General features: G+C 71.5%; 28 protein-coding genes and 4 tRNA genes. 8 read left to right on the top strand and 24 right to left on the bottom strand.

Annotated elements, in window-relative coordinates:
- Nucleotides 1-155 precede the first annotated feature (155 nt).
- Nucleotides 156-479, bottom strand: a complete 324-nt coding sequence (locus tag LY13_RS13505; RefSeq protein WP_253828758.1) for an AzlD domain-containing protein — start codon at nt 477-479, stop codon at nt 156-158.
- Complete coding sequence (locus tag LY13_RS13500; protein ID WP_253828757.1) at nt 476-1225, bottom strand: AzlC family ABC transporter permease; 750 nt, start codon at nt 1223-1225, stop codon at nt 476-478. The genes LY13_RS13505 and LY13_RS13500 overlap by 4 nt, the downstream gene beginning before the upstream one ends.
- A 109-nt stretch (nt 1226-1334) precedes the next feature.
- Here LY13_RS13500 and LY13_RS13495 point away from each other — a divergent pair, with 109 nt between their 5' ends.
- Nucleotides 1335-1913, top strand: coding sequence for a helix-turn-helix domain-containing protein (locus LY13_RS13495; protein ID WP_253828815.1), 579 nt, complete (start codon nt 1335-1337; stop codon nt 1911-1913).
- 25 nt (nt 1914-1938) lie between these two features.
- Here LY13_RS13495 and LY13_RS13490 read toward each other — a convergent pair whose 3' ends face one another.
- From LY13_RS13490 to pdxS, 3 genes are all read right to left on the bottom strand, one after another.
- Nucleotides 1939-2367, bottom strand: coding sequence for a type II toxin-antitoxin system VapC family toxin (locus tag LY13_RS13490; protein ID WP_253828814.1), 429 nt, complete (start codon nt 2365-2367; stop codon nt 1939-1941).
- Nucleotides 2367-2579: a hypothetical protein gene (locus LY13_RS13485; RefSeq protein ID WP_253828756.1), complete on the bottom strand. Its 213-nt coding sequence runs from the start codon at nt 2577-2579 to the stop codon at nt 2367-2369. Before LY13_RS13485 ends, LY13_RS13490 begins: the two co-directional genes overlap by 1 nt.
- 69 nt (nt 2580-2648) lie before the next feature.
- A complete protein-coding gene (gene pdxS, locus LY13_RS13480) occupies nt 2649-3566 on the bottom strand; it encodes a pyridoxal 5'-phosphate synthase lyase subunit PdxS (protein WP_308216327.1) in 918 nt (305 codons plus the stop codon).
- Nucleotides 3567-3752: 186 nt separating this feature from the next.
- Here pdxS and LY13_RS13475 point away from each other — a divergent pair, with 186 nt between their 5' ends.
- Entirely contained in the window at nt 3753-5876 is a 2124-nt protein-coding gene (locus LY13_RS13475) for an elongation factor G-like protein EF-G2 (protein ID WP_253828755.1), read from the top strand.
- 30 nt (nt 5877-5906) lie between these two features.
- Here the strand turns inward: LY13_RS13475 and LY13_RS13470 are convergent, their stop codons facing one another.
- The 6 genes from LY13_RS13470 to LY13_RS13445 all read right to left on the bottom strand — a co-directional run bounded on the left by LY13_RS13470 (nt 5907) and on the right by LY13_RS13445 (nt 10502).
- Complete coding sequence (locus tag LY13_RS13470; protein WP_253828754.1) at nt 5907-6482, bottom strand: XdhC family protein; 576 nt, start codon at nt 6480-6482, stop codon at nt 5907-5909.
- Nucleotides 6483-6512: 30 nt separating this feature from the next.
- Nucleotides 6513-7043 (bottom strand): LemA family protein, encoded by a 531-nt coding sequence (locus LY13_RS13465; protein WP_253828753.1) that lies wholly within the window; start codon nt 7041-7043, stop codon nt 6513-6515.
- Nucleotides 7040-8182: a glycosyltransferase family 4 protein gene (locus LY13_RS13460; RefSeq protein ID WP_253828752.1), complete on the bottom strand. Its 1143-nt coding sequence runs from the start codon at nt 8180-8182 to the stop codon at nt 7040-7042. Before LY13_RS13460 ends, LY13_RS13465 begins: the two co-directional genes overlap by 4 nt.
- A 5-nt stretch (nt 8183-8187) precedes the next feature.
- Complete coding sequence (locus LY13_RS13455; RefSeq protein WP_253828751.1) at nt 8188-9108, bottom strand: phosphatidylinositol mannoside acyltransferase; 921 nt, start codon at nt 9106-9108, stop codon at nt 8188-8190.
- Nucleotides 9105-9713, bottom strand: coding sequence for a phosphatidylinositol phosphate synthase (pgsA, locus tag LY13_RS13450; protein WP_253828750.1), 609 nt, complete (start codon nt 9711-9713; stop codon nt 9105-9107). Before pgsA ends, LY13_RS13455 begins: the two co-directional genes overlap by 4 nt.
- A gap of 213 nt (nt 9714-9926) precedes the next feature.
- Entirely contained in the window at nt 9927-10502 is a 576-nt protein-coding gene (locus LY13_RS13445; protein WP_253828749.1) for a MarR family winged helix-turn-helix transcriptional regulator, read from the bottom strand.
- Nucleotides 10503-10731: 229 nt separating this feature from the next.
- On the opposite strand from LY13_RS13445, the gene LY13_RS13440 reads away from it, so the two are divergent.
- Nucleotides 10732-11277 carry a YceI family protein gene (locus tag LY13_RS13440; RefSeq protein ID WP_253828748.1) on the top strand — a complete coding sequence of 182 codons (546 nt, stop codon included), beginning with the start codon at nt 10732-10734 and terminating at the stop codon, nt 11275-11277.
- Between the two features lie 217 nt (nt 11278-11494).
- Here the strand turns inward: LY13_RS13440 and LY13_RS13435 are convergent, their stop codons facing one another.
- The 4 genes from LY13_RS13435 to LY13_RS13420 form a co-directional block, all read right to left on the bottom strand.
- Nucleotides 11495-12073 carry an HIT family protein gene (locus tag LY13_RS13435; RefSeq protein ID WP_372493826.1) on the bottom strand — a complete coding sequence of 193 codons (579 nt, stop codon included), beginning with the start codon at nt 12071-12073 and terminating at the stop codon, nt 11495-11497.
- Nucleotides 12063-14108: a threonine--tRNA ligase gene (gene thrS / locus LY13_RS13430; RefSeq protein WP_253828811.1), complete on the bottom strand. Its 2046-nt coding sequence runs from the start codon at nt 14106-14108 to the stop codon at nt 12063-12065. Before thrS ends, LY13_RS13435 begins: the two co-directional genes overlap by 11 nt.
- A 99-nt stretch (nt 14109-14207) precedes the next feature.
- Nucleotides 14208-14810, bottom strand: coding sequence for a malonic semialdehyde reductase (locus LY13_RS13425; RefSeq protein WP_253828747.1), 603 nt, complete (start codon nt 14808-14810; stop codon nt 14208-14210).
- A 324-nt stretch (nt 14811-15134) separates the two neighbouring features.
- Nucleotides 15135-15206 (bottom strand) — tRNA-Val (locus tag LY13_RS13420).
- A 418-nt stretch (nt 15207-15624) separates the two neighbouring features.
- On the opposite strand from LY13_RS13420, the gene LY13_RS13415 reads away from it, so the two are divergent.
- The 4 genes from LY13_RS13415 (at nt 15625) to LY13_RS13400 (ending at nt 16478) form a co-directional block, all read left to right on the top strand.
- Nucleotides 15625-16050, top strand: coding sequence for an SsgA family sporulation/cell division regulator (locus tag LY13_RS13415; protein WP_253828746.1), 426 nt, complete (start codon nt 15625-15627; stop codon nt 16048-16050).
- A gap of 153 nt (nt 16051-16203) precedes the next feature.
- Nucleotides 16204-16276, top strand: a tRNA-Gly gene (locus LY13_RS13410).
- 54 nt (nt 16277-16330) lie between these two features.
- Nucleotides 16331-16402, top strand: a tRNA-Cys gene (locus LY13_RS13405).
- Nucleotide 16403: 1 nt separating this feature from the next.
- Nucleotides 16404-16478 (top strand) — tRNA-Val (locus tag LY13_RS13400).
- A 250-nt stretch (nt 16479-16728) separates the two neighbouring features.
- Here the strand turns inward: LY13_RS13400 and LY13_RS13395 are convergent.
- Together LY13_RS13395 and LY13_RS13390 are read right to left on the bottom strand one after the other, a co-directional pair.
- On the bottom strand, nt 16729-17343 hold the full coding sequence (locus tag LY13_RS13395; protein WP_253828745.1) for a class I SAM-dependent methyltransferase: 615 nt from the start codon (nt 17341-17343) through the stop codon (nt 16729-16731).
- Nucleotides 17344-17692: 349 nt separating this feature from the next.
- Complete coding sequence (locus tag LY13_RS13390; RefSeq protein ID WP_253828744.1) at nt 17693-18535, bottom strand: SDR family NAD(P)-dependent oxidoreductase; 843 nt, start codon at nt 18533-18535, stop codon at nt 17693-17695.
- A 118-nt stretch (nt 18536-18653) separates the two neighbouring features.
- Here LY13_RS13390 and LY13_RS13385 point away from each other — a divergent pair, with 118 nt between their 5' ends.
- Complete coding sequence (locus tag LY13_RS13385; RefSeq protein ID WP_253828743.1) at nt 18654-19556, top strand: LysR family transcriptional regulator; 903 nt, start codon at nt 18654-18656, stop codon at nt 19554-19556.
- Nucleotides 19557-19558: 2 nt separating this feature from the next.
- On the opposite strand, the gene LY13_RS13380 is transcribed toward LY13_RS13385, so the two are convergent.
- The 7 genes from LY13_RS13380 to eboE all read right to left on the bottom strand — a co-directional run bounded on the left by LY13_RS13380 (nt 19559) and on the right by eboE (nt 25823).
- Nucleotides 19559-19816 (bottom strand): NPCBM/NEW2 domain-containing protein, encoded by a 258-nt coding sequence (locus LY13_RS13380; protein WP_253828742.1) that lies wholly within the window; start codon nt 19814-19816, stop codon nt 19559-19561.
- Entirely contained in the window at nt 19816-20310 is a 495-nt protein-coding gene (locus tag LY13_RS13375; protein ID WP_253828741.1) for a YbaB/EbfC family nucleoid-associated protein, read from the bottom strand. The genes LY13_RS13380 and LY13_RS13375 overlap by 1 nt, the downstream gene beginning before the upstream one ends.
- Nucleotides 20307-20900 (bottom strand): hypothetical protein, encoded by a 594-nt coding sequence (locus LY13_RS13370; RefSeq protein WP_253828810.1) that lies wholly within the window; start codon nt 20898-20900, stop codon nt 20307-20309. The genes LY13_RS13375 and LY13_RS13370 overlap by 4 nt, the downstream gene beginning before the upstream one ends.
- 42 nt (nt 20901-20942) lie before the next feature.
- Nucleotides 20943-22532: a putative T7SS-secreted protein gene (locus LY13_RS13365; RefSeq protein WP_253828740.1), complete on the bottom strand. Its 1590-nt coding sequence runs from the start codon at nt 22530-22532 to the stop codon at nt 20943-20945.
- The gene (locus LY13_RS13360) at nt 22532-22987 is read right to left on the bottom strand and encodes a type VII secretion target (protein ID WP_253828739.1); all 456 of its coding nucleotides are present in this window, start codon (nt 22985-22987) and stop codon (nt 22532-22534) included. Before LY13_RS13360 ends, LY13_RS13365 begins: the two co-directional genes overlap by 1 nt.
- Before the next feature lie 293 nt (nt 22988-23280).
- Nucleotides 23281-24660, bottom strand: coding sequence for an alkaline phosphatase family protein (locus LY13_RS13355; protein ID WP_253828738.1), 1380 nt, complete (start codon nt 24658-24660; stop codon nt 23281-23283).
- Entirely contained in the window at nt 24657-25823 is a 1167-nt protein-coding gene (gene eboE / locus LY13_RS13350) for a metabolite traffic protein EboE (protein WP_253828737.1), read from the bottom strand. Before eboE ends, LY13_RS13355 begins: the two co-directional genes overlap by 4 nt.
- Nucleotides 25824-25841: the final 18 nt, after the last annotated feature.

Raw genomic sequence — 25841 nt, 5'->3', positions numbered from 1 at the left:
TTTCCCGCGAGCACCTGTTCCCGAGGGCGCTTGCTCCGCTGCGGCGCGGAGCCGACGGCCCGCGGACCCGGCGCGTGGGCGGCGACGCAGGTCGGCCGCTCGCGTTGGTCCGTCCAGCGTACCCACCCCGGCGGAAGCTCCCGGCGAGTGCGGTCCTACGGCACGCCGAGCAGCCGGAGTCCCGCGGCGGTGGCCGCGGCGGCGAGGACGACGACCACGAACGGCGCCTTCCGCCACGCCAGCAGTCCGCCGACCGCGACACCCGCGGGCCGGGCCACGCCCGCGAAGTCGCCATCCTCGAGCAGCGCCGACGTCGCGACGAGGGCCGCGAGGAGCACGACGGCGGCCGTCGCCATGAGCTGCTCGGCGCGGTCCGACAGCGTGACGCGGCTGCGCAGCGCGGGACCTGCGACGCGGAACGCGAACGTGCCCGCGCCCAGCACGACGGTGGCGACCACGAGCACCAACGGGCTGATCATGTGGCGTCCTCCGAGCGAGCCGGTGGCGCGGCGGCGGGATCACGGGAGCCGTCGCGTGGTGGGTCCGGGGCGGCGCCGAGGGTGACGAGCACGCCCGCGAGGGCCAGCAGTACGGGCACGCCGGCGGGCAGCAGCGGTGACGTGGCCAGGGCGACGGCCACACCCACGGCGACGGCGAGCCGCGTCGCGCGATCCTTCAGCGACGGCAGCACGAGGGCGAGCAACACGGCGGGGAACGCGGCGTCGAGGCCGAAGGCGTCGGTGTCGGAGATGACCGTGCCGCCGAACGCGCCCGCCACGGCCCCGACGTTCCAGCAGACGAAAAGCATGATGCCGCAGACCCAGAACGCCGTGCGCCGGCGGTCGGCGTCCCGCTGGGCGAGGGCGAAGGCGACCGTCTCGTCGATCATCAGGTGGGCGCCGACCGCCCGCCGCGCGAGTCCGCGGCCGAACACGTCGCCGACCGCGAACCCGAACGGCAGGTGCCGCGCGTTGACCAGCAGTCCGGCGAGCACGGCGGCGATCGGGTTGCCGCCGGAGGCCACCAGTCCGACGAACATGAACTGCGCCGCGCCGGCGAACACGACCACGGACATGAGCATCGGCAACCACAGCGGCAGCCCCGAGCCGACCGTGATCGCCCCGAAGGAGGCACCGACGAGTCCGTCGGCGGCGCAGACGAGCGCGATGTCACGCAGTAGGCCGGGACCGAGCCGGGTTGTTAGTGTTCGCCACATCGAACGCATCACCTGACATGGTGAACACCGTGGCCGCGTTCGTCAAGCTGAACAGTCGGACCGATGGAGCGAACAGTTGACGGAGACCGACCCCGCGCAGCCGGCACCGGAGTCCGCTGTGGACGCGACGGACGGAACGGCACCCGAGACCACGGGGCCGCTGGCGCACATCGCCGCAGCCCTCCGGAGGGAACGACAGAAAGCCGGCCTGTCACTGACCGAGCTGGCGCGGCGCGCGGGCGTCGCGAAGTCCACGCTGTCGCAGCTCGAATCCGCGGCGGGCAACCCGAGCGTCGAGACGCTCTGGGCTCTGAGCGTGGCGCTCGACGTCCCGTTCGCGTTGCTCGTCCAGCCCGCACGGCCGCAGGTGCAGCTCGTGCGCGCGGGCGAGGGCCCGCGGTTCGCCGCCGACCGCGCGGACTACCTGGCGACGGTACTGTCCACGTGCCCGCCGAACGCGCGCCGTGACCTGTACCTGATCACCGCCGAACCCGGCTCGGTACGGGAATCGGACCCGCACATGCCCGGGGTCGTGGAGCACGTCGTGCTCAGCACCGGACGCGCACTGGTGGGGCCGAGCGACGACCCCGCCGAACTCGCGCCCGGCGACTACATCGCCTACCCCGGCGATCTGCCGCACGTGTTCGAGGCACTCGAGTCCGGCACCACCGCCGTCCTCGTCTCCGAACACACCTGAGCGCCCACGCGGAGCCCGCGGCCAATCACCGCCCCGCGGGCGATGTGGAAGTCGGGTACACCTCGATGTCGGCCACGTGGCCGTTCGATCCGCCGAGCCTGGCATCGGTGGTGACCAGCGGCACCCCGAGCTCCTCTGCGAGAGCGACATAGGTTGCGTCATACGGCGTCACGGCATGCCGCAGTTCCCACACCCTGGGGACGAGTGCCCGGTGCGGCGAACGCTCCACCGGGAACTGCGCCAGTCTCGCGGCGGCATGTTGCGCGACGCGGTCCTCCATCTCGCCGCGTCCCAGATGTTTCCTGAGGGAACTGAGCACTTCGATGTCGATCAGTTCGGGCGCAGCCGCCCGGCCGGTGTAGACCCGCCGCAGAAGCGCCTGGTCGGGATCCCTTGCCGCCATCACCTCGACGAGCGCCGAGGCGTCGAGGACGAAGTAGCCGTCGGTCGACATCACGCGTCGCGATCTTCTCGGACAACCTGGGAGATCAGCTCACGCGGCACACCGCCGGCACGGACCTCGTCGAACTCGGCGAGCAGCTCCGCGACGGTCGGCCCTGCGCGTTCGAACTCCTCGCGCTGCCGGTCAAGATAGGCCTGGAGACCGAACGGCTCGGGCCGGCCGGTCGGCGGCGTGGCATCGGAACGCCGTGCGTTGTCGGGCATGCTCCCAGGCTAGCGGCCCGCACCGACAATTCCCGCGAACACGCGCTGCGTAGCCGGGCGACTCCGTCGTCACCAGCCGCGTTCGGCGAGGCGGTGCGGTTCGGGGACGTCGTCGACGTTGATGCCGACCATCGCGTCGCCCAGTCCGCGCGAGACCTTCGCGAGCATGTCCGGGTCGTCGTGGAATGTGGTGGCCTTGACGATCGCCTCGGCCCGCTTCGCCGGGTCACCCGACTTGAAGATGCCCGAGCCGACGAACACGCCCTCGGCGCCGAGCTGCATCATCATCGCGGCGTCGGCCGGGGTCGCGACGCCTCCGGCGGTGAACAGCACGACCGGCAGCTTCCCGGTCGCCGCGACCTCCCGCACCAGTTCGTAGGGCGCCTGCCACTCCTTCGCCGCGACGTACAGCTCGTCCTCCGGCAACGCGGCCAGCTTGCGCAGCTCGGCACGGATCTGCCGCATGTGCGTGGTCGCGTTGGACACGTCGCCGGTGCCCGCCTCGCCCTTGGACCGGATCATGGCCGCGCCCTCGGTGATGCGCCGCAGCGCCTCGCCGAGGTTGGTCGCACCGCACACGAACGGCACGGTGAACGCGAACTTGTCGATGTGGTTCGTGTAGTCGGCGGGCGTGAGCACCTCGGACTCGTCGACGTAGTCGACACCGAGCGACTGGAGCACCTGCGCCTCGACGAAGTGCCCGATCCTGGCCTTCGCCATCACCGGGATCGACACGGCGTTGATGATGCCGTCGATCAGGTCGGGGTCGCTCATCCTGGCCACGCCGCCCTGCGCGCGGATGTCGGCGGGCACACGCTCGAGCGCCATCACGGCGACGGCGCCCGCGTCCTCGGCGATCTTCGCCTGCTCCGGCGTGACCACGTCCATGATCACGCCGCCTGTGAGCATCTCGGCCATGCCGCGCTTCACGCGGGCGGTGCCGGTCTCGGGGGTGGGCGACTGCGCAGTGGACGTCGACGTCGACACGAGGGAAACCTTTCGTCCGATCGGGTGGAACGCCCTCAGCCTAGGCCGCATGTGGACCTCTCGGAGTGGCCAGTTCGCACCATTCTCGAAAGGCCACTCGACGCGGCAGCCGCTTCGCCTTGCCGCCGGCCGCCGACAGGTGTGTGATCGAGCACACAGGTGCCGGCGAATCGCGAGGAGGCCGTGATGACCGAGAAACACAGCAAAGGAGGCGATGCGGGCGCCGTCGTCGTGGACGACCCGGCCCGGCTGCGCAACGTCGCGCTGGTCGGGCCGTCCGGCGCGGGCAAGACGACGCTCGCCGAGGCGCTCGTCGCCGTGGCGGGTTCTGGCGGCCGCACGGCGTCCGGCGACGGCGGGGCCGTGTTCGACCACGACCCGGTGGCCCTCCGCCAGCAGCGTTCCGTCGGGCTCGCGGTCGCGCCCCTGCTGCACCGCACCGCCACGCACGGCGACGTGAAGATCAACCTCATCGACACCCCCGGCTACGCCGATTTCGTGGGCGAACTGCGTGCCGGCCTGCGCGCGGCCGACGCCGCCCTGTTCGTCGTCTCGGCCGGTCACGGTGTGGACGCCGCGACGGTCGCGGTGTGGCAGGAGTGCGCCCGGATCGGCATGCCGCGCGCGGTGCTGGTGTCCCGCCTCGACCACGCCAGGGCGGACGTCGACGGGGAGATCGCCGCCTGCGCCGAGGCGTTCGGCGACGGGGTGCTGCCGCTCTACCTGCCCGCCCGCGACGGCACGGCGCTCGTCGGCCTGATCACCGGACGCCGCTACGACTACGCCGGCGGCCACCCGCCCGTCGTGGGCGATCCCGATCCGGCCGACCTCGACCGCCTCGCCACGGCACGCGACGAGCTCATCGAGGGGATCATCGCCGAGAGCGAGGACGAGTCCCTGATGGACCGCTACCTGGCCGGTGAGGACATCGCCGAGGACACGCTCGTCGCCGATCTCGAGACGGCCGTGTCCCGCGCCGCCTTCCACCCCGTGATCCCGGTGTGCGCCGAGACGGGGCTCGGACTCGCGGAGGTGCTCGACGGCATCGCGGCCGCGTGCCCGTCACCGGCCGAACGCGCCGTCCCGCTCGCCGCCTCGCCGGAGGGCATCCCGCACCCGCGCCTGGCACCCGACCCGGAGGGACCGCTCGCCGCGGAGGTCATCCGCACCACGGTCGACTCGTTCGTCGGCCGGGTGTCCCTGGCGCGCGTGTTCTCCGGCAGGATGCGGCCCGACCGCCCGATCCACGTCTCGGGTCACGGCCTGGCCGACCGCGGCCACGCCGACCACGACGAGGACGAACGACCCGCCCATCTCTACAGCCCGTACGGCTCGGGCCTGCGCGAGGTCCCCTACGCCGTGGCGGGCGACATCTGCGCGCTCACCAAGATCTCCTCGGCGGAAACCGGCGACACGCTGTCCACACCGGACGACCCGTTGCTCATCGCCCCGTGGGACATGCCCGAGCCGCAGCTGCCGATGGCGGTCGTCGCCGCGGGCCGCAGCGACGAGGACGCGCTGGCCCGCAACCTCGCCAGACTCGTCGCGGCCGACCCGACACTGCGGCTGGAACGAGGCGCCGAGACCGGCCAGCTCGTCGTGTGGTGCACCGGCGAGGCGCACGCCGACGTCGTGCTGGCGCGGCTGTGCGACGGCGGCGCCGACGTGACCACCGAACCTGTCCGCATCCCGCTGCGGGAGACGTTCACCCGCGCGGCGACCGGCCACGGCAAGCACGTCAAACAGTCCGGCGGGCACGGCCAGTACGCGGTGTGCGACATCGAGGTCGAACCGCTCTCCCGCGGCAGCGGCGTCGAGTTCGCCGACCGGGTCGTCGGCGGTGCCGTGCCGCACCAGTTCATCCCGAGTGTCGAGAAAGGAGTCCGTGCGCAGCTGGCGGCGGGTATCACCGACGGGCGCCCGATCGTCGACGTGCGTGTCACGCTCGTCGACGGCAAGGCCCACAGTGTCGACTCGTCCGACGCCGCGTTCCAGACCGCGGGCGCCCTCGCCGTGAAGGACGCAGCCACGGCGGGGCTCACGACGCTCGAACCGCTCGACGAGATCGAGGTGCGGCTGCCGGACAGTCACCTCGGTGCGGTCCTGGGCGACCTCTCGTCCCGCCGCGGCCGGGTACTCGGCACCGAGGCACCCGGGGGCGGCATCACGGTGGTGCGCGCCGAAGTGCCCGCCACCGAGCTGCTCCGGTACGCGGTCGACCTGCGGTCGGTCACCTCCGGCAGGGCGACGTTCAGCAGGCACCACGCGCGCTACGACCCGGCGCCCGATCACGCCGTGGCGATGCGGTGACGCGGCTGACCGCACCGCGGTGAGGCTGTGTCAGAAGGAGAAGCCGCCGGGACGGTCGTTGCGGTCGGCGAGCAGGCCGGCGAGGGTCGCGACGGCGATCTCCGGCGGCGTGCGGGATCCGATGTTCAGCCCGATGGGCCGGTGCACGCGGGCGATGTCGTCCTCGCTCACGCCGAGCTCCCGCAGTGCGGCGCGGTGCGGACCCTCGTGCCGGGGGTTGCCCATGACGCCGACCCACCGCGCGGGCTGGGCGAGCGCGTCCCGCAGTACCGGGCCGAGTTCGTCGCGGTGGTGGTCGGTGACGACGATGTCGGCCGTGTCGGGCGCCTCCGACAGGTCCGGGATCCGCGTGGGGGCGTCCGCGACCCGTTTGGCGTCGGGTTCGACGAGCAGGGCCCGGAAGCCGGCGTCCGCGGCGTAGCGGAGCAGGTAGTCGGCGACCGGCGTGGCGAACACCGCGATCAGGGTGCGGGTGTCCCGGGACGCGTCCGACCGGCCGTGGGCGACGTCGCACGCGTCGGCTCCCGTCGCACGCTCGGCGGTCTCGGGTCCGTCCGACGTCTCGGATCTTTCGGGCGTGTCCGGCGCTTCCGGTGTCGTTGCCATACCCCCAGTGTGACAGCGGTGGGCGCGTCGTCAGGAGTCGTGCGCGCGCGGCGTGGCCACCGGTTCGGGTTCGGCGATCTCGAAGTACTCCGGCTGCGGCGCCGTTCCCGCCAGCTTGAAGTAACGCACCTTGCGCCGTCTGCGGAGCGTGAGCGTGTCGCGCACGGCGTCGTTGTAGACGCGGCGGGCGATGACCATGCGGTGCTCGGCGTCGGCCAGTTCGTCGGCGAGCGGACCGGGCAGTGCCGCGCGGTCGAGCAGGCCGAGCAGCCGGGTCAGCTCGTTCTCGGCGGGCTCGCGGTCGGCCCGGGGAGCCCGTTCGGCGGTGGACGCCGCGGCGACGACGGCGTCGGGGTCGAGCCGCGCGAGCGCCTCCGCCGGCGCCGAGGCCGCCACGGTCCTCGCGACGACCGCACGTCGGGCGAGCGCCGCGTCGAGCGCACCCCAGCCCGCGTCCATGCGCACGTGCAGCCGGTCGAGGCGGTTCGCCGTGGCCAGCAGGAAGAGTCCGACGGCGACCACGAGCACGGCCAGCGCCGCCGCCACGAGGAAAACGGTCATGCGTCCACGTCCCGGTCGGCGCCGACCTTGCGCGGGTCGGCGGTGATGGCGGTCTCGTAGACGCGCTGGACCTGTGTCACGACGGTGCGCCAGTCGTACAGCGCGACCCGTTCGGTCGCCGCCGCCGACAGGCGTGCCCGCTCGGCGGAGTCGGCCAGCAGCCGGCGCAGCGCCGCGCCCAGCGCGGCGGCGTCTCCGGTGGGTGTCAGCACCCCGGCGCGGCCATCGTCGAGGACCCGGCGGAACGAGTCGAGGTCGCTGGCCACCACCGGGGCACCCGCGGCCATCGCCTCGGTCAGGATCATCCCGAAGCTCTCGCCGCCGGTGTTGGGCGCGCAGTAGAGGTCGACGCTGCGCAGGGCACGTGCCTTGGTCTCGTCGTCGACCTGGCCGAGCAGTTCCAGATGGCCTTCCAGCTCCGGGCCCGCGTGCCTGCGCAGCGTGTCGGCCTCTCCCCTGCCCGCCACCAGCAGTCGCACGTCGGGCAGGTCCGCGACGACACCCCGCAGCGCCTCCAGCAGCACGCCCATCCCTTTGCGGGGTTCGGTGTACCGGCCGACGAAACCGACGGTGCCGCCCGTGCGCGGGTAGCCGTCGAGCGGAGCGGCCCCGGCGAACGCGGGCACGTCGACCCCGTTGGGGATCTCCACGGCGTCGCCGCCGAGGTGCTCGACCTGCACCCGGCGGGCGAGCGCCGACACGGCGATGCGGGCGGTGATCTTCTCCAGCAGCGGCCGCAGCACGGGCTGGAACGCCGAGAGGGTGCGCGAGCGGGGCGTCGAGGTGTGGAACGTCGCCACGATCGGGCCGTCGGCGACCTTCAGCGCCAGCAGGGACAGGCTGGGCGCGGCCGGTTCGTGCAGGTGCAGCACGTCGAACCGGTTGTCCCGCAGCCACCGCCGCACCCGGGCGTACGACACGGGGCCGAACTGCAGTCGGGCGACCGAGCCGTTGTACGGGATCGCGAGCGACCGGCCCGCCGGGTGGACGAACTCGGGCAGGTCGGCGTCCTCGTCGGCGGGCGCGAGCACCGATACCGTGTGACCGCGGGAACGGAGCGCCGTGGCGAGGTCGACGACGTGCCCCTGGACCCCGCCGGGCACGTCGAAGGAGTAGGGGCAGACGATCCCGATCCGCATGCCGGTCACCCCGCGTCCGCGGCGGCGTCCCCGTCCGCGGTGCCGCCGGAGCCGTCGCGGTCGGCGGGCCAGAACGGCTGCAACATGTGCCAGTCGGTGGGATGGGCGGCGATGTCGCCCGCGAAGACGTCGGCGAGCGCCTGCGTCGCGGCCGGCGCCTCGGCCCGGTTGGCGACCCGGATGCGCGGGTGGATGCGCAGGCCCCAGCCGTCGTCGGTGTACCAGGACCCGACGGGCAGGAGCGCGGCACCGGTACTCGCGGCGAGCCGCGCCGGGCCTGCCGGGAACCGGGCCTGTTCGCCGAAGAAGGTCACCGGCGTGCCCGTGTTGCTCAGGTCGCGGTCGCCGACGAGGCACACGACGCGGTTCTCGCGCAGCCGCTGCAACAGCAGCCGGAACGACACGCTGCCGTCCGCGGGGACGACCTCGAAGCCCAGCGATTCGCGGTACTCGACGAACCGGCGGTACAGCGATTCCGGTTCGAGACGTTCGGCGACCGTGGTGAGTTCGCCGACGTTGCGCGCCGCCCACAGACCCGCGACGTCCCAGTTTCCGGTGTGGGGCAGGGCGACGACCGCACCATTGCCCTCGGCCAGCGCGGCCTCGAGGTAGTCGGTCCCGCTGATGTCCACGTCGGCCAGCACCGCCGCGGGGTCGGCCGTCGGGAGGCGGAACGCCTCGTGCCAGTACCGGGCGTACGAGTGCATCGCGCGGCGTGTCAGGTCGTCCAGTTCGGTCTCGCCCGCCTGTGGGACGACGCGCCGCAGGTTGGCCCGCAGTTGCCGGACGCTGCCGCCGCCGCGCCGTGCGGCGAGGTCCGCCACGCCCCAGAAGGCGACGCCGGCCAGGGATTTCGGCAGTTTCGGCACGAGGCGCCAGCCCGTGGCGAATCCCGCGTCGGCGAGTCTCCCGGCCAGGCCCGTCACGAGTGTCCCTCCGCGGCCGACCGCGCCACTCCGACGATCCGCTGGACCAGGGTGATCACCGACAGCACCGCGAGCAACCACTGCGAGACCTCGACGGCGACCGGCACGCCCAGTCCCTGCAGACCGGTGCCGACGAGCGCGATGATCAGGCGTTCGGCACGTTCGATGAGCCCGCCGTCGGCCGAGGTGAACCCGGACGCCTCGGCGCGCGCCTTGACGTAGGAGATCACCTGCGCAAGCACCAGCGAGATCAGCGCGGCGACGGCGATGCGCTCGTTGCCGGTGGCCATCGCCCACCACGCGATCGCGCCGAACAGGGCACCGTCGACGAGCCGGTCGCACGTCGCGTCCAGCACCGCCCCGAACGGTGTGCTGCCCCGCGCCCGCGCCATCGCGCCGTCCAGCAGGTCGAGCATGACGAAGCCCCACACCGTGAACGTGCCCCACAGCAGCATTCCGGCGGGAAAGAACACCAGCGCGCAGCCGAGCGCACCGGCCGTGCCGATGAGCGTCATGGCGTTGGGCGTGAGCCCGGCGCGTACCAGCGCGGCACCGATCGGATCGGTGACGCGCGATACGGAGGCGCGCGCGAAGATATTCAGCATCTGGTCCTACGAGGCGTGCAGGTCGGTCGGGGGACGTCGGTCGGGGCTGGTCATGCGGGCTGGTCGATCCGGCACGGCCACCGGATGTCACGTGGTCGAGTGACCACCGACCGGTCGGCGCATCCGCCCGAACCCTATCGACTTCCCGCACCGACCGCCGGAACGGATGCCCGGTGCGGCGACCGCGACGTGCGCCACGATGCTGGTCCGGACCTACGCCGCCCTGCCGGTGTCGCCCCCGTCACCGGCATCGAGCTCCGCGTCCTCGTCGCGGGCGTCCTCGTCGCCGGCGTCCGCATCCTCGGCGGCGAGCCGGTGTTCGACCTCGGGACATCGCGGCGTGAGTCCGGTCCGGATCGTCTCGCTGATCTCGCCGAGCATGCGCACCTGGTCCGGCGTCAGCTGGTCGAACACCGCGGCCCGGACCGCCTCGACGTGCCCCGGCGCCGCGGCCTTGATGGCGTCGAACCCCGCGGGTGTCAGATGGGCGAACGCGCCGCGCTTGTCGGTCGGGCACGCCTCGCGGCGGACCCAGCCTTTCGCCTCCATCTTCGCGACGGCGTGCGAGAGCCGGCTGCGGGACGATCGCGTGGCGATGGCCAGGTCGCTCATGCGCATCACCTGATCCGGCGATTCCGAGAGTTCGACCAGCACTTCGTAGTAGGCCTGCGGCATGCCGGCGTCACGCTGGAGCTGCGTCTCCGTGTGCGCGTTCAGCATGCCGACGGCCTCCCGGAAGGCGCGCCACACGCGCTGCTCGTCGTCACTCAGCCATCGCGGTTCGTCCATACGAGCCATCATACCCCGGTTGAACGCTCAACCAACATGCGTTACAGTCATAGTTGAGCGCTCAACAAAGAGCTTCCCTCCCGGGCCGCGACGACGGATCCGTGGTACCGAGGAAGCCGGAGGGGCGCGAGCGCCCTACCCGGAGGCACTCCCCGCACGACAACGGGCGACCACCACGGACAGGGCGCCGCAGACAGACGAGAACACGACACCGTGTGGAGGACACACCATGAGCGCAGCGACGCAGATCCCCGGATACCTCAAGGGCACGTGGACCATCGACCCCGTGCACTCCGAGGTCACCTTCATCACCCGGCACCTCGGCGTGTCCAAGGTGCGCGGCCAGTTCACGAACTTCGAGGGCACGATCGTGACCGGCGAGGACATCACCGACTCCTCGGTCCAGGCCACGATCCAGGCCGACAGCATCCACACGAAGAACGACCAGCGCGACGGGCACGTCAAGAGCGACGAGTTCCTCGACGTCGAGCGCTTCCCCACGCTGTCGTTCCGCTCCACCGGCATCCGCGCGACCGGCGACGGCTACGTCATCGACGGCGAGCTGACGCTGCACGGCGTGACCAAGCCGGTGTCACTCGAGGCGGAGCTCGGCGGTTTCGGTGACGGTATGGCCGAGGGCAGCAAGGTCGTCGGCGTCGAGGCGAAGACCGAGATCAGCCGCACCGACTTCGACGTGGCGTCGCAGTTCCCGACGGCCGTCGTCGCCGACAAGGTGAAGATCGAGCTCGACATCGAGGCCGTCCTCGACAACTGAGTCCGACCGGACCGAACGCGCACACCGCCGGGCCCCACCGCGGGACCCGGTGAGCGGAGGGCCCGCCTGCTCGATGTCCCCGAGCAGGCGGGCCCTTCGCGTGTCCTGCGCCCAGGTGTCGCCCGGCCACCACCCCTCGAGGCGCGCGTGTTGCGCATTCGGGTGCGCGTGTTGTGCATTCGGGTGCGCCAGCACGCCGGAAGGGTACGCGGCCGGGTCACCAGGCGTCGGCGAGCAGCTGCCGGGTCTGGCGCAGCAGCTGCGGCAACACCTTCGTCTGGCCGACGACCGGCATGAAGTTGGAGTCGCCGCCCCACCGCGGCACGACGTGCTGGTGCAGATGAGCGGCGATCCCGGCGCCCGCGATCACGCCCTGGTTCATGCCGATGTTGAACCCGTGGGCGGCCGAGACGGTCCGGATGACGGTCATGGCGCGCTGGGTGAACTCCGCGAGCTCGCGGGTCTCGTCGGCGGTGAGTTCGGTGTAGTCGGCCACGTGCCGGTACGGCACGACCATCAGGTGTCCCGGGTTGTACGGGTACAGGTTGAGGACCGCGTAGACGACCGCGCCGCGCGCGAGGATCAGCGCGTCCTCGTCGTCGGCGCCTGTGATCCGGCAGAACGGGCAGCCGTCGGCCTCGTCGCCCGACGGCTTGTTCTCGCCCTGGATGTAGGCCATCCGGTGCGGGGTCCAGAGACGTTGCAGTTCGTCCCGGACCCCGACACCGTCCTGGCCTTCGAGCGAGGGTTCGCCGGCGTCACCGGAACCCGCGCCGCCGGGCCCGTCACCGGCCAACAAGTGCCTCCAGCGCCTCGGCCGTCGGGGACGTGTTCTCGCGCCGGGCGATCCAGTCACCGATCGCCTGCACCGCGCGGTCCACGGGAACCCCGTTGATCTGACTGCCGTCACGGAACCGGAACGACACCGCACCCGCCTCGACGTCCTTGCCGCCCGCCAGAAGCAGGAACGGCACCTTCTGCGTGGTGTGGGTGCGGATCTTCTTCTGCATCCGGTCGTCGCTGGTGTCGATGTCGACGCGGATCCCCTTGGCACGCAACGCCTTCTCGACGCCCTGCAGGTGCTCGACGTGCTCGTCGGCGATCGGGATGCCCATCACCTGCACCGGCGACAGCCACGCCGGGAACGCACCCGCGTAGTGCTCGGTGAGCACGCCGAAGAACCGCTCGATCGACCCGAACTTCGCCGAGTGAATCATGATCGGCCGTTTCCGCTCGCCGTCGGCCGCTTGGTACTCCAATTCGAAGCCCTCGGGCTGGTTGAAGTCGTACTGCACGGTGCCCATCTGCCAGGTGCGGCCGATCGCGTCCTTGGCCTGCACGGAAATCTTGGGGCCGTAGAACGCCGCGCCGCCGGGGTCGGCCACGAGTTCCAGGCCGGTGTCGTGCGCCACCTGCTCGAGCACGGCCGTCGCTTCGGCCCAGTCGGCGTCCGAACCGGCGAACTTGTCCGGTTTGGACTCGTCCCGCGTGGACATCTCCAGGTAGAAGTCATCCATACCGAAATCGCGCAGCACCGACAGCATGAAGTGCAGCAGGTGCTTGACCTCGTCGGGCGCCTGCTCCTTGGTGCAGTAACTGTGCGAGTCGTCCTGCGCGAACCCGCGCACACGGGTCAGACCCTGGATGACCCCGGACTTCTCGTACCGGTACACGTGCCCGAACTCGAACAACCGCAGCGGAAGCTCCCGGTAGGACCGTCCGCGCGAGCGGTAGATCAGGTTGTGCATCGGGCAGTTCATCGCCTTGAGGCGATACTGGTACCCGTCGAACTCCATCGGCGGGAACATGGTGTCCGCGTAGTACGGCAGGTGACCCGAGGTGTGGAACAGCTGCTCGTGCGAGAGATGCGGGGTGCCGACGTACTCGAAACCCTCGTCGATGTGGCGCCGGCGGACGTAGTCCTCCATCTCCCGCTTGATGATGCCGCCCTTGGGGTGGAACACCGGCAGGCCCGAACCGATCTCGTCGGGAAACGAGAACAGGTCGAGTTCGGCACCCAGCTTGCGGTGGTCGCGCCGCTCGGCCTCGGCGAGCCGCTCGATGTACTCGTCGAGCTTCTCCTGGGATTCCCAGGCGGTGCCGTAGATCCGCTGCAGCTGCTGGTTGGCCTGGTCGCCGCGCCAGTAGGCGGCCGCGCTCCGGGTGAGCGTGAACGCGGGGATGAACTTCGTCGTCGGCACGTGCGGACCGCGGCAGAGGTCGCCCCACACGCGTTCCTTGCTGCGTGGGTCGAGGTTGTCGTAGATCGTCAGCTCGCCACCGCCGACCTCCATCACCTCGGAGGTGTCGACACTGTCGTCGCCGGACTTGAGGTCGACGAGTTCCAGCTTGAACGGCTCGTCGGCGAGCTCTTCCTTCGCCGCCTCGATCGAGTCGACGCGGCGCCGCGAGAACTGCTGCGAGCCCTTGACGATCTGCTTCATGCGCTTCTCGAGCGCCTGCAGATCCTCGGGGGTGAACGGGGTGTCGACCGCGAAGTCGTAGTAGAAGCCGTCCTTGACCGGCGGGCCGATACCGAGCTTGGCCTCCGGGAACTGCTGCTGCACGGCTTGGGCGAGCACGTGTGCCGCCGAGTGCCGGATGACACTGCGGCCGTCCTCGGTGTTGGCGGCGACCGGCTCGACCTCGGCGTCCGCATCGGGCGCCCAGGCGAGGTCGCGCAGCGCGCCGTCGGCGTCACGGACGACGACCACGGCGTCGGGACCCTTGCTCGGCAGGCCCGCCTCGCGCACCGCGGAACCCGCCGTAGTGCCCGCCGGCACCACCACGCGTTCGGTGGCTTCGGAGGCGGCGAACGACGGCTGGGACACGGTGAACTCCTCGAGACGCATCAACACAGGTTCTTGCCGTGTCAATGCTAGCCACCGGGCCCCGGCCGCCGGTTCGCCGCCCGCCGGGTCTGTGTGGCCTCAGGCCTCGGCGACGACCTGCTCGTAGTCGAGCCGCGGCAGCCGCTCCTTCCAGGCGTTCTCACCGGGCCTGCCGATGTTCACCACGACGAGTGACTTCCACGGCTTGTCGGCGAAGAACTCGGCGTCCACCCCGGCGCCGTCGAAGCCGGTCATGGGGCCCGCGGCCAGCCCGGCGGCGCGGACGCCGAGGATGAAGTAGCCCACCTGCAGCGAGGCGTTGAGCGTCGCCACCGGTTCGCGCTTGCCCGGGTCGGCGAACAGGTCCTTCACACCCGGCGCGTGCGGGAACACCGTCGGCAGGTTCTCGTGGAAGTCCGCGTCGGCGGCGAGCACGACGGTGACCGGGGCGGTCTCGGTCTTGGGGCGGTTGCCCTCGGACATGTGCTTGAGCAGTCGCTGCCTGCCCTCGTCGCTGCGCACGACGAGCGCGCGGAGCGGCTGGTTGTTCATGGACGTCGGTGCCCACTTCACGAGGTCGTAGATCGCGCGCAGCTGCTCGTCGGTGACGGGCTCGGAACTGAAGGTGTTGGCGGTCCGGGCGTCGCGGAACAGCAGGTTCTGCGCGTCGTCGGACAGTTCGAGCGCCGGCGTGGTCGTCATCGCGGGTCTCCCATTTCGTGGTCGGGCTGTTCGTGTCGAGCATGGTCGCCGTGGGGACGACCCGGCGACACCGGTCCGCGTCGTCCCACTCACGACAACATAGTTGAGCCTTTGACCACTTCCCGCGGACGGCTATGCCGCGCGTCACGTTCGGTCGACCCCACAAACTCGACGCGCGCATAGTTGAAAGCGCAACAACCACGGCAGTCGTCGTCGGAAGTGCCATCCCCGCCAGACCCCGGCGTGGAACCCCCGGACACACGACGACGGGGCACCTGTCAGGCAGGTGCCCCGTCGTGCGGTGCGCGATACTGAGATATGCGGTGCGCGATACTGGGATCGAACCAGTGACCTCTTCGGTGTGAACGAAGCGCTCTCCCGCTGAGCTAATCGCGCCGGGTGCTCTGTGCTGTTGTGCGGACAACTCTAGCGGACGCCGTCCGAGGGCCGACAAACGGGTGGTCCTTCGGCCCACACGGTGCGCATACATGCGGAAACACTCCGTAGAAGCGGCTGGACACGAGGGGCATGTCGGACGGTTGCCCGGCACTGACCGGGTATGTCGTGGACAACACGGGCGAGTCGAGTCCTATCGCCGACGAAGTAAACCCGCCAGTATGGACGGGGCGTGTGCCACACACGTGCCGTACGGCCGCCGGAGCGCGGCCGGGGTTCGACCGGAAGTGACGGGCACAACGCGGCTTAACTCGTCCGAGTGGTCTCGGCGATTACGGCGAGCGAATCGGGCTTCGGCTGCGTCTCACCGGTAAGCCTCGGCCGAAACCGGCCGGGAAGGGAGCAGAAGGGTACGACCATGCGAAACGATCACGTGACGCTCCGGTCCAACGCGGTCTTCGACCTGCTGGCACCGAAAACGCCTCCCGTTCCGGTGAAGGTGGAGCTGCGCTACGACACGAGCGACCCGTACGCCGTCGTCGCCGCCTTCCGCACGGGACGCGCCGGCTGGGTCGAATGGGTCTTCGCGCGCGACCTCATCGCCGACGGGCTGCTCGCGGACGCGGGCGACGGGGACGTCCACCTCCGGCCGTCGACGGAGGACCCCGAGTCGGTACTGATCGAACTGACGTCGCCGTCCGGGCACGCGATGTTCGAGGCGTCGGCCGAGGAGCTCGCCGACTTCCTCGACCGGACCTACGACGTGGTGCTGCCGGGCAACGAACACCTCTGGGTCGACGTCGACGAGGCGCTCACCCGACTGATCCCGAACGATCTTGGCTGATCACGACGCCTGCACGGCCGGACGGCGACGGAAAGTGACCCCCCGTGCAAACGGCCGTGCGGGCGTCCAGTAGAGTTCTTCACACACCACGGCAGCGGGGGCAACCCCGGGAAGTCGGCCCTCTACGGAGAGTCACCTTCCGGCCGGAAAAATGCGGACGTAGCGCAGCTGGTAGCGCATCACCTTGCCAAGGTGAGGGTCGCGGGTTCGAGTCCCGTCGTCCGCTCGACTGCGGCGGCTACCCGCAGTTGAATCGGGTGCGAGCCTGATTCACAACCGCGGCGGCGTGGCCGAGTGGTTCAGGCAAGGGCCTGCAAAGCCCTGTACGCGGGTTCGATTCCCGCCGCCGCCTCGCGCGATTAGCTCAGCGGGAGAGCGCTACCTTGACACGGTAGAGGTCACTGGTTCGATCCCAGTATCGCGCACCAGCTCAGCCCCCATCCCGGGCAACCGGGATGGGGGCTTTGTCGTTACCGGCTGTCCGACCGAGTGCCGGGTGTCCACCGAGTGCCTACGGGTCACGACCCGGCGCGGGACTCACCCCGCAGAACCGGCTGCCCGTCGCTGTCTCTCCCGCGTCCTGATGGACGGCGTCTCACCGGGTTGTCTCATCGGGTTCCTGCCGCCCCGGCGGTCGTGTCTCCGGGGCGGCAGTCCGATCACAGCAGTGTCGGCGTGTCAGCCTGCGTGGGCGTGCAGCCCGCGCAGCGGGGGAAGATTCCGCCACTGGACGCGCCCGGCGCGGACGTCCGTGAAGTGCCGGCCGACCCAGCTCGCCGCCACGCCGCTGTCGCGGGCCCTGTGCGCCACGAGCAGCGTGCTGAACGCTCCGCCGTCGCTCAGCGTGGCGCGTGCGGTGCTCAGGAAGCGGTCACGCTCCTCCCCCATGACCGTCCAGGGCACCGAGCACACGATGAGATCCACGGGCGGCAGATCGCGCTCACGCACCAGCTCGGGCAGGTCGAACGCCGAGGCACAGGCCACGTCGACGTCGGGGCAGCGGGTCCGTAGCCGGGCCGTCAACGCCGGACTGACCTCCACAGCCAGTAGCTGCGCCGGCTCCGGCAACCGGGTCGCGAGCTCCGCGGTGATCGCGCCGGACCCCGCGCCGAGCTCGACGACCGTGCGGGCGCCGTCCAGGCGGGCCTCGTCGAGGAAGCCGTTCACACAGTCGGTCGTCGTCTCCGTGACGGCGCCGGACCGTACCGGGTGGCGGAAGAACTCACCGGCGAACGGCCCGTTCTCGCGCCGGGGGCGCGCGGTCGCTGCGCCGTCGTGATCCATCCTCGACATCCAATCTCCCCACCATCTCGGCATCCTCGCCATTGTCCATGCCGCTCGCGGCGCTCTCCGCGGGTCCCTCAACACGCGATCCGCGGCTTCCCCGACCGGCGCGGATCACACACCGGTCACATCGACGCTCCCGCGTCTGACCTGAGCTCGACGACGTCGAGGGAGCGTGGACCAAGGCCGCAACCGACATCGGGCGGGGCGTGTCGCTCGTTTCGCTCGGCGCTGAAAGCGCGGCCGTCGATCGCGAGCACGGGGACGTCCGGCGACGTCCCCGCTGGCGCCGGTACCTGTCGTGCGCGCCAGGCTTCGGAGCCTCGACCATTTCGGACGGTGCGGGCTCCGTCCGGCGTCACGCGGCGCCGGGAACGACCCTCGTGCCGAATGCGGCCCGGGTGACCGGTGCCCATTCCCGCCAGACCCGTAGGCGTTCGGCGTAGATCTCCTCGATCTCGGGGAGGGTGTGCCCGAGGACGAGCCGCTGCGGCGGGGTCTCGGCGTCCACGAGCGTGAGGATCGCCTCCGCCGTGGCTTCCGGGTCGCCGAGGACCCACTCCCCGGCGGTCGCCTCGCGCACCCCGTCGTAGTCGGGGTGCGGCTCAGTGGTCCGCAGGCTCCTGCTCTCCGCGAACTCCGTGGCGTACGGGCCCGGCTCCACTGCGGTTACGTGGATACCGAACGCGGCGACCTCCTGGGCGAGCGAGTCCGAGAGGCCCTCCACCGCCCATTTCGACGCGTGGTAAGCGCCGATGCCGGGATAGGCGCGCACCCCGCCCTCGCTCGTGACCTGCAGGATGTGACCGGACTGCTGGGCCCGCAGCACGGGCAGCACCGCCTGCGTGACCCAGACGGTCCCGAAGAAGTTGGTCTCCACCTGGTCCCGCAGCTCCGGCTCGGTGAGTTCCTCGACCATGCCGAAGAGCCCGTATCCGGCGTTGTTGACGACGACGTCGAGACGGCCGAACCGTTCCACGGCGTGGTCGACGGCGCTGCCCACCGCGGCGCGATCGGTGACGTCGAGGGGGAGCGGCAGGACCGCGTCCCCGTAACGCTCCGTCAATGAGTCGAGGGTGGCGCGGTCGCGGGCCGTCGCCGCGACTCGGTCACCTCGCTCGAGCGCGGCTTCCGTCCAGAGCCGACCGAAGCCGCGAGAGGCACCGGTGATGAACCAGGTCTTGCTGTCAGGGGCGAACATGCGCGTTCCTTCCGTGGCGGCGTTGCCTTCGTACTCCAGCTTCGTGACGACACAGCTATTCCACAAACGACTCTCTGACATGGAAGACATGCGGGGAACACATATCTACTGTGGGCTCATGGCCGAGTTCACCGTTCCCGCGCTGCGGGTCGTCCACGCCGTCGTCGGAACCGGGTCGTTCACCGCCGCGGCCGAGCTCCTCGGGTACACCCAGTCGGCGATCTCCCGGCAGGTGTCGGCCGCGGAGGCGGCCGCCGGGCTGCCGCTATTCGTGCGCAAGGCCCGTGGCGTGGAGGCCACCCGGGCCGGCGAAGCGGTCGCGCGGCGGGCGGCAGCGGTGCTGGCCGAGCTCGACGCGGCGGGCCGTGAGCTCGCCGCACTGTCCGATACCGTCGCCGAGCAGGTGACCATCGGCGCCTTCCCGACCGCCACCTGGTCGCTCGTACCCGCAGCGATGGCGGCGCTCCGCGACGAGCACCCGGGTCTGGTCACCGAGTTGCACGAGGCGTCCACTCCTGCGCTCGTACGCCAGGTTCGGACGGGAGGAGTGGACGTCGGAGTCATCGCCGTCGGCCAGGGACTGCCCGCCTACGACCTGGACGGGCTGTACACGGAGCGGCTGACGACCGGCGGCAGCGGTGTCGTCGCGGTGCCCCGGGAGCACCGGCTGGCAGGACGGACGAGCGTCACGGTCGACGACCTCGCCGGCGAGGCGTGGATCACCGGGACGGGGCAACGGGGCGAGCCGCAGTTCGGCGCCTGGCCCACGCTTCCGCAACCCCGGATCGCCTACCGTATCCACAACTGGAACGCCCGGCTCGGCTTCGTCGCCGCGGGCCTCGGGATCACCACCGTTCCCGAACTCGCCGTTGCCGGCCTACCCGCCGAGGTCGCCACCGTCGGGGTTCAGGACCCCTCGTGGTCCGGCCGAACCGCCCTGGCTGTGGCCGCGCCGGAGCTGACCGCGGGACAGCGTGCCGTGATGGCGGCGCTGCGCGACGCCGCGACCGGGGATGGGTGAACTCATCCCCGGCAGTGCACCGTCGCGTCCGCCCAGTCGGCGGGGTCGGAGTTCTTGCCGTCACCGCCGTCGGTCACCCGCAGTGTCACCATCCGTGCCCCGGTGACGTCGGCCGACACCGGAACCGCCGGATCGGCCCCGGTCACGACACCGCTCTCGGACCGTGACCGCCCGTCGGCCAGCACCTCGAACGACACGGCACCGGGTTCGTCGGTCTCGTCGTCCAAGCCCACCGACGCGGAGATCGGACGCTCCCGCATCACCGCATGACGGGGAAGTCCTCGAAGTCCTCGTCGTCGCCGCGCCCGGAGCGCCGGGTGTTCGCGATCACGCCGTCGGCGGCCGCCGCGACCGGTTCGGGCCCCGGGTCGACCGGCTCGGCATCACCGAACAGTGTCCTGTCCTCGGCGAGCACCGTGTCCAGCAGGTCGCTGGAGCCGAGACCGCGTTGCACGACCTCGGCCTGCTCCCGGGTGGCGGCCACGCGCGCCAGCGCGATGGCATGCTGCACCTTCACAGCCAGTTCCGCGGGCTCGACACCGCTGCGGACGGCGTCCGAGAACGTGACCTTCTCGACCGCGCCGTCCGGCCCGGCCTCCACGGTCACCGTGCCGTCCGCCGAACTCGCCGTGCCTGTCACCTCGGCCAGTTTCTCCGTCATGGCCCGGTAGGTCTCCGCGCGGTTGCGGTTGGCCGCCGCGGCGTCGTCGACCGCCTGGATCCGCTGCACCAGGTGCCTGGCAGTCTCGTTCATGCCGAACCTCCACCATGGCCGGGGCCACCGTGTCCGGAGCCACCACGTCCGGGGCTGCCGTGTCCGGGCCCGCCCGCGTCGGGCCCGCCCCCGGGCGCGCCGCCCTGCTCCGGCCCGAGGGTGGCCAGGAACTCCTCGAAATCGGCGAACACCGGCTGGAACGTCTCCGGTGTCGCACTGAGCACGATCTGCAGCACCGCCCGGCGGGACGGGTCGGCGGTGTCCGGGAAGCCCATGAACACCTGGTACTGCACCAGGTACCGGCGACGGCCCGCCACGTCGGCGTCGATGCGCAGCGGCTGGGTGTACACCGGGTTGGCCGCGGTGCCGGTGGCCTGGGCGTTGCCGACCGTCACCTCGTGCGCGCCGCGCCGCAGCCGCTCCACCGCCTCGGCGGCGACCTCAGCCAAGGGCACGTCACCGCCGCGCACGTCACCACTGATCGTGATGTTCGCCGTGAACCCGTCACCACCGGTGTCGGGGCGCAGCGCCACGAACGCCGCGTTCGGGGTCCCGATCTCGTCGGGCGACACCGACAACCAGCCCTCCGGAATGGAGAACTCGATCGGCACCGGGATCGTCGTCGCCATGGTCACGCCTTCTTCCTCGTCGATCGGCCGTGGTCACCGCGGTCAGAAGCCGAACGCATCGCCCAGACCGTCGAGCGCATCGCCCGCCTTGTCCTTCACTCCGCCGACGGCCTCGCCCACGGCCTGGCCGGTGTCGTAGGCGGCCTGGCCGGCACTCGTCGCGGCGTCGACGACCCCGCCCGGATCGACGGTCACGTCGAAGCCGACCTTGCCGCCGACCCCGACCGCCGCACCCGCGGACGCTCCGATGTGGAACTTGCCGTCGTCACCCATGCCGAACTGGGCGTCGGCGGAGGCGCCGACACCGGCCCACGCCTCGCCGTTGACACCCGCACCGACACCGGCCACCTCGGCGCCGACGTCGCCACTGGCCTTGGCACCGGCGAACGCTTCGGCGCCGACGTCGGCGCCGGTCAGCCCGATACTGGCATCCGCGGACGCCTCGGCGCCCGCCATCGCCTCGCCACCGGCGGACACGTTCGCGTGGTCGCCGAAGTTCACCTGGCCCTCGGCGTCGGCCTTGGCACCGGCGAACGCCTCCGCACTGGCCTGCGCGCCCAGCGCGTCCACGCTCGCCTGGGCACCGGCCTCGGCGCCGTAGAAGCCGCTGGCACTCCCGCTGCCCGACAGCCCCGTACCGGTGTCGAACTCTCCGGACACCTCGCCCTTGGCCAGGTACGCCTCGGCGTTGGCGCCGGCGGCGAACCCGTCCTCGGTGGCCTCGGCGTACGCACCCGCCCCGGCGCCGAGCACCGAACCCGAACCGGACGCCCCGGCCGACATGCCGCCGTGCTCGACTCCGACCGCGAAGTCGCCGCCCGCGACGTCGACGTTGTCGCCGACCTCGTGCCGCACCGGGTCGACACCCAGCATGCCCGGCCCCGGCAGGTCGATGCCCAGGCTGTCGAACAGGTCCCTGGCGCCGTCGTGCATGAGCTTGTCGGCGGGCTGGTCACCGGCCGTCCGCTCGTAACTGCGGTTGCCGTCCGCGTCGGTCTGCCAGCCGTCCGGGCCTTCCCACCGGCCGGTCTCCGGGTTGTACACCGGCTCCGTCCGCCGGTTGTCGGCACCGAAAGCCTGCTCGCCGAACTCGTGCCGGAACCGGCCGTCCTCGTCGTGGGTCATGCCGAGTGCCATGGCGATCACGGGGCCTTCCGCGGCGACGGCCTTCCTCGCGGCGTCGAGGATCTGCTGCGCCTCGGCCATCGCGGGCGCGCCCGGGTCCTGGAACGGTCCCATCGGCCCGCCGGCCATCGGGCCCAGCGCGCGCAACGCGTCGTACTGGGCCTTCGCCGCGCGGCCCGCGGCCCGTGCCTGGTGGTACAGCTCGATCGCGCGCTGCGCCTCCCCCTGCCCCCAGGTCAGGATGTCGGCGTAGTCCGCCAGCCGGTCGCCGCCCTGCCCGACGGCGTCGACGGCCTGTCCCCATCGGGGAGGCTCCTCCGCCAGAACCGAACGGAAGGCCGTGGCCGCATCGCCGACCCAGCCGACCGGATCGATGGTGCCGAGGGTCGAACCGATCTCGTCGGCCACGGTGATCGGATCGACCAACGCGCCCAGATCGGACGAGATCGCCTCGGGGTCGCCGGGAACGAGTGCCTTCGGGTCGTCGGTCTGCCCCAGTTCCGCCATCACCGCTCCTGTCCCTCGCCGCCGGCACCGCCGTCGAGGACGGCGCTGATGCCGCCCGCGGCCACGCCGCCGAGCGCACCGCCCAGGCCGCCCGCGATCCCGCCGACGGCACCGCCGACCGCGCTGCCCGCGGCACCGCCTGCACCCATGCCGACCGCCGCGCTCTCGACCGCGTTGCCCAGTGTGTCCAGCGACGACCGCGTGCCCTCGTCGGATTCGAGGTACCGGGCGGCGGCCGAGCCGAGCTGACTCCCCAGTTCCTCGGCCTTGCCCTTCAACGCCTGGAAATGCTCACGCGTGCTCTCGATGTAGCGCTGCCACGCCTGCTGCACCGCGTCGTTGCCGTAATCGCCGCTGGGGCCCTGCCACACCAGGCCGGCCGCAGTGCTCGCGGTCTCACCGATCCGTCCTGCCGTCCCGCGCAGTTCGTCGGGAACAGCGTCGAAACCTGTCATCGTCCCCAGTCCTTCGCCTGTCCGGCGTCCGTGCCGGCCGCCGCACCGGCTGCCGGCCATCGCTCGTATGTAGCGACTGACGCGGCATCACCCGGACAGGTTCCGCCTCGGCGGGATTTTTCGGGCGGCGACCGGCGCGCGCTACCCCGGCGCACACACGTCAGGGGCGGGCCGGGAAGCCCCGACCCGCCCCGGCACAACCGGACATGCGCGCCCACGTCCGGCGGGTTTCCGCACGCCGCGGTCGGAGTCCGCGGCGGATGGCGTGCTGTCTCGTCAGCGGGGACGTCTCGTCACGTCGTGTCCGCGATCCCGGCCGATTCCAGCACCAGGTCCCGGACGTCCGCGGCCGCGATGCGGTCGCGGCGCGCGGCCGGGTCGCTGCACAGCAACACCGGACCATCGGCAGGGTCGTCGGGCAGCCTGCCGTGCGTGCCCTTCACCCATCGCCCGTCCGTCGGCACGACGTTCATCGTGTACCGCAGTCCCAGCTTCTTCTTCGCCAATCCGAGCAGGACCCGCGCCTTCGCCGTGCGATCGGCGGGGTCGAGGAACAGCTCTGCCGGGTCGTAACCGGGTTTGCGGTGGATGTCGACGCCGCGGGCGAAGTCCGGGGCGCGGGCGTCGTCCAGCCAGTAGTAGTACGTGAACCACGCGCCCTGCTCCGCAACCAGCACCAGCTCGCCCGCTCGCTCGTGGTCGATGCCGTAGTCCGCCTGCGCCTCGCGGTCCAGCACCAGGTCCACACCGGGCAGGTCCTGGCACAGCTTCGCCACCGCCCCGACGTCCGCCGGATTGTCGACGTAGACGTGCGCGACCTGGTGGTCAGCGACCGCGAACGCCCGCGACGTCCACGGGTCCAGGTACTCCATGCCCTCCTGGGTGTAGACCTCCAGCAACCCGGACTGCCGCAACATCCGGTTGACGTCGACGGGCCGCGACGCGGGCGTGATGCCGTACTCGCTGACCACGACGACCGTGGCGCCGGACGCCTGCGCGTCGTCGAGCAGCGGCGCGACGGTGCGGTCGACGTCGCGCACGGCGGCAAGGGCCTGCGGGCTGTCGGGACCGTGGCGTTGCAGGTCGTAGTCCAGGTGCGGGACGTAGGCCAGCGTCAGATCCGCATCCGGCAGCAGTCGCCGGGACGCCGCGACCACCCATTCGCTGGAACGCAGCGACGCCGTCGGACCCCAGTAGTTGAACAGCGGGAACGCGCCGAGCTCGTCGGTGAGTTGGTCGTGCAGCTCCGGCGGGCGCGCGTAGCAGTCCGGGGACTTGCGCCCGTCGGCGTGATAGACCGGGCGCGGCGTGATCGTCCAGTCCGTACTCGCGCCCATCGCGTACCACCAGCACACGTTCGCCGCGCGGTAGTCGGGATCGGCGCGCCGGGCGGTCTCCCACACCTTCTCCCCCTGCACCAGCCGGTTGTGCTGGCGCCACAGGTAGACCTCGCCGAGGTCGCGGAAATACCAGCCGTTGCCGACGATGCCGTGGTCGCGCGGCGGACGTCCGGTGAGCATGGTGGATTGCGCCGAGCACGTGACGGCGGGCAGCACGGTGTCGAGCTGGGCCTGCCAGCCGTCCGCGGCGAGCGCGCGCAGCCGTGGCGCATGCGCGAGCAGCCGTGGTGTCAGTCCGACGATGTTGAGGAGCAGGACCTTGTTCGCAGTCATGTGGTCTCCAATCCGGCTCGCCGCATCCGGTCGGCGACCCAGCGCAGTTCCGCGGTGAGGCCGGAGATCAGCTCGGCATCACTGCCCGGTCGTTGCCGCTCCGGCAGCACCGACCAGGTGTAGGTCTCCATCTCGACGTGGTCGGTCAGCGCGACCGGACCGCCGAGCAGAGCGTCCAGCGTCTCGCCGAGCTCGCCGCGTGTGGACTCCAGCGGTGGTTCGGGACGTCGATGGATCGGCACGTGGAAGTGCACGCGCCACGGCCCGTCGCCCCGCAACGCGCGGCGACCGTCGACGGCCTCGGGAAGGTCGTCGCGTTCGGCGATGCGCGACGGACCGCGCTCGCGCACCTGGTGCAGGAACCGGTCCTCGGCGTACGACGACAGCGCCTGCCGGGTCGCGCGGTCAGCCGGCGCCGCGGCGTGCAGCGCCGCCGAGGCCTGGGTTTTCACGATCGGCAGGCCCGCGTCGACGAGCCGTCGCACCGCCGCCGTCGGGTCCTCGAACGCCACCGCAAGGTGGCAGGCGTCCAGGCACAGTCCGATGTGGTCGGTGTCGATGCCGGAAAGCTGGTCGATCGCGTCGTCGACCGTCTCCACCACGCAGCCGGGCTCGGGTTCCAGTCCGACCCGGATCGGCCTGCCGGTCTCGGCGGTCTGCTTGGTGAGCCCTTCCGCCAGCCGGTCCAGCAGCTCGTGTGCCCGCAGGCGACGGTCGGAGTACCACGGCGCCCGCCACGCCAGCGGCACGGTCGAGATGCTGCCGCGCGCGGCGTCGTCCGGGAGCAGCCGCGCCAGCAGGCGGGCGCACGTCAGGGTGTACTCCAGCCGCCGCGTCTCCACCCAATCGGGGCTGTACACCGCCTTCTTCACCACCGGGTCGTGGAACCCCCGGTACGGAAAGGCGTTCAGCGTGACGACTTCGAGGCCGTGGTCGTCCAGGGTGGCCCGGAGCCGGTCCAGGTCCGGGTGGTCGGCGAGGTGCGCGGCCAGCGGCGCCGGCAGCCACAGCCCGACACCGAGCCGATCGACGTCGAGTTCCGCGCGGATACCGCCGCCGAACACGCGGAGCTGGCGCATCAGGCCGTCGATGTCCTCGGCGGGGTGGACGTTGGTGCAGTACGCCAGGTGGACGCGGCTGCCGTCAGGGTGGGTGAAGCGCATGGCGGGCTCCCCGTTTCC

The organism is Prauserella aidingensis, from assembly GCF_024171865.1.
Classification (GTDB): Bacteria; Actinomycetota; Actinomycetes; order Mycobacteriales; family Pseudonocardiaceae; genus Prauserella; species Prauserella aidingensis.
This window is presented reverse-complemented; position numbering and strand designations above follow the sequence as displayed.

Excerpts from the sequence above, each read along its gene's own strand:
- eboE (WP_253828737.1), bottom strand. The coding sequence starts at position 25,823 with ATGCGCTTCACCCACCCTGACGGCAGCCGCGTCCACCTGGCGTACTGC.
- LY13_RS13365 (WP_253828740.1), bottom strand. The coding sequence starts at position 22,532 with ATGGCGGAACTGGGGCAGACCGACGACCCGAAGGCACTCGTTCCCGGC.
- LY13_RS13355 (WP_253828738.1), bottom strand. The coding sequence starts at position 24,660 with ATGACTGCGAACAAGGTCCTGCTCCTCAACATCGTCGGACTGACACCA.
- LY13_RS13485 (WP_253828756.1), bottom strand. The coding sequence starts at position 2,579 with ATGCCCGACAACGCACGGCGTTCCGATGCCACGCCGCCGACCGGCCGG.
- LY13_RS13505 (WP_253828758.1), bottom strand. The coding sequence starts at position 479 with ATGATCAGCCCGTTGGTGCTCGTGGTCGCCACCGTCGTGCTGGGCGCG.
- LY13_RS13445 (WP_253828749.1), bottom strand. The coding sequence starts at position 10,502 with ATGGACGAACCGCGATGGCTGAGTGACGACGAGCAGCGCGTGTGGCGC.
- LY13_RS13500 (WP_253828757.1), bottom strand. The coding sequence starts at position 1,225 with ATGCGTTCGATGTGGCGAACACTAACAACCCGGCTCGGTCCCGGCCTA.
- LY13_RS13360 (WP_253828739.1), bottom strand. The coding sequence starts at position 22,987 with ATGACAGGTTTCGACGCTGTTCCCGACGAACTGCGCGGGACGGCAGGA.
- LY13_RS13425 (WP_253828747.1), bottom strand. The coding sequence starts at position 14,810 with ATGACGACCACGCCGGCGCTCGAACTGTCCGACGACGCGCAGAACCTG.
- LY13_RS13380 (WP_253828742.1), bottom strand. The coding sequence starts at position 19,816 with ATGCGGGAGCGTCCGATCTCCGCGTCGGTGGGCTTGGACGACGAGACC.
- LY13_RS13475 (WP_253828755.1), top strand. The coding sequence starts at position 3,753 with ATGACCGAGAAACACAGCAAAGGAGGCGATGCGGGCGCCGTCGTCGTG.
- LY13_RS13470 (WP_253828754.1), bottom strand. The coding sequence starts at position 6,482 with ATGGCAACGACACCGGAAGCGCCGGACACGCCCGAAAGATCCGAGACG.
- LY13_RS13490 (WP_253828814.1), bottom strand. The coding sequence starts at position 2,367 with ATGTCGACCGACGGCTACTTCGTCCTCGACGCCTCGGCGCTCGTCGAG.
- LY13_RS13375 (WP_253828741.1), bottom strand. The coding sequence starts at position 20,310 with ATGAACGAGACTGCCAGGCACCTGGTGCAGCGGATCCAGGCGGTCGAC.
- LY13_RS13465 (WP_253828753.1), bottom strand. The coding sequence starts at position 7,043 with ATGACCGTTTTCCTCGTGGCGGCGGCGCTGGCCGTGCTCGTGGTCGCC.
- LY13_RS13390 (WP_253828744.1), bottom strand. The coding sequence starts at position 18,535 with ATGTTCGCCCCTGACAGCAAGACCTGGTTCATCACCGGTGCCTCTCGC.
- LY13_RS13385 (WP_253828743.1), top strand. The coding sequence starts at position 18,654 with ATGGCCGAGTTCACCGTTCCCGCGCTGCGGGTCGTCCACGCCGTCGTC.
- LY13_RS13415 (WP_253828746.1), top strand. The coding sequence starts at position 15,625 with ATGCGAAACGATCACGTGACGCTCCGGTCCAACGCGGTCTTCGACCTG.
- LY13_RS13370 (WP_253828810.1), bottom strand. The coding sequence starts at position 20,900 with ATGGCGACGACGATCCCGGTGCCGATCGAGTTCTCCATTCCGGAGGGC.
- LY13_RS13440 (WP_253828748.1), top strand. The coding sequence starts at position 10,732 with ATGAGCGCAGCGACGCAGATCCCCGGATACCTCAAGGGCACGTGGACC.
- LY13_RS13395 (WP_253828745.1), bottom strand. The coding sequence starts at position 17,343 with ATGTCGAGGATGGATCACGACGGCGCAGCGACCGCGCGCCCCCGGCGC.
- pgsA (WP_253828750.1), bottom strand. The coding sequence starts at position 9,713 with ATGCTGAATATCTTCGCGCGCGCCTCCGTATCGCGCGTCACCGATCCG.
- LY13_RS13460 (WP_253828752.1), bottom strand. The coding sequence starts at position 8,182 with ATGCGGATCGGGATCGTCTGCCCCTACTCCTTCGACGTGCCCGGCGGG.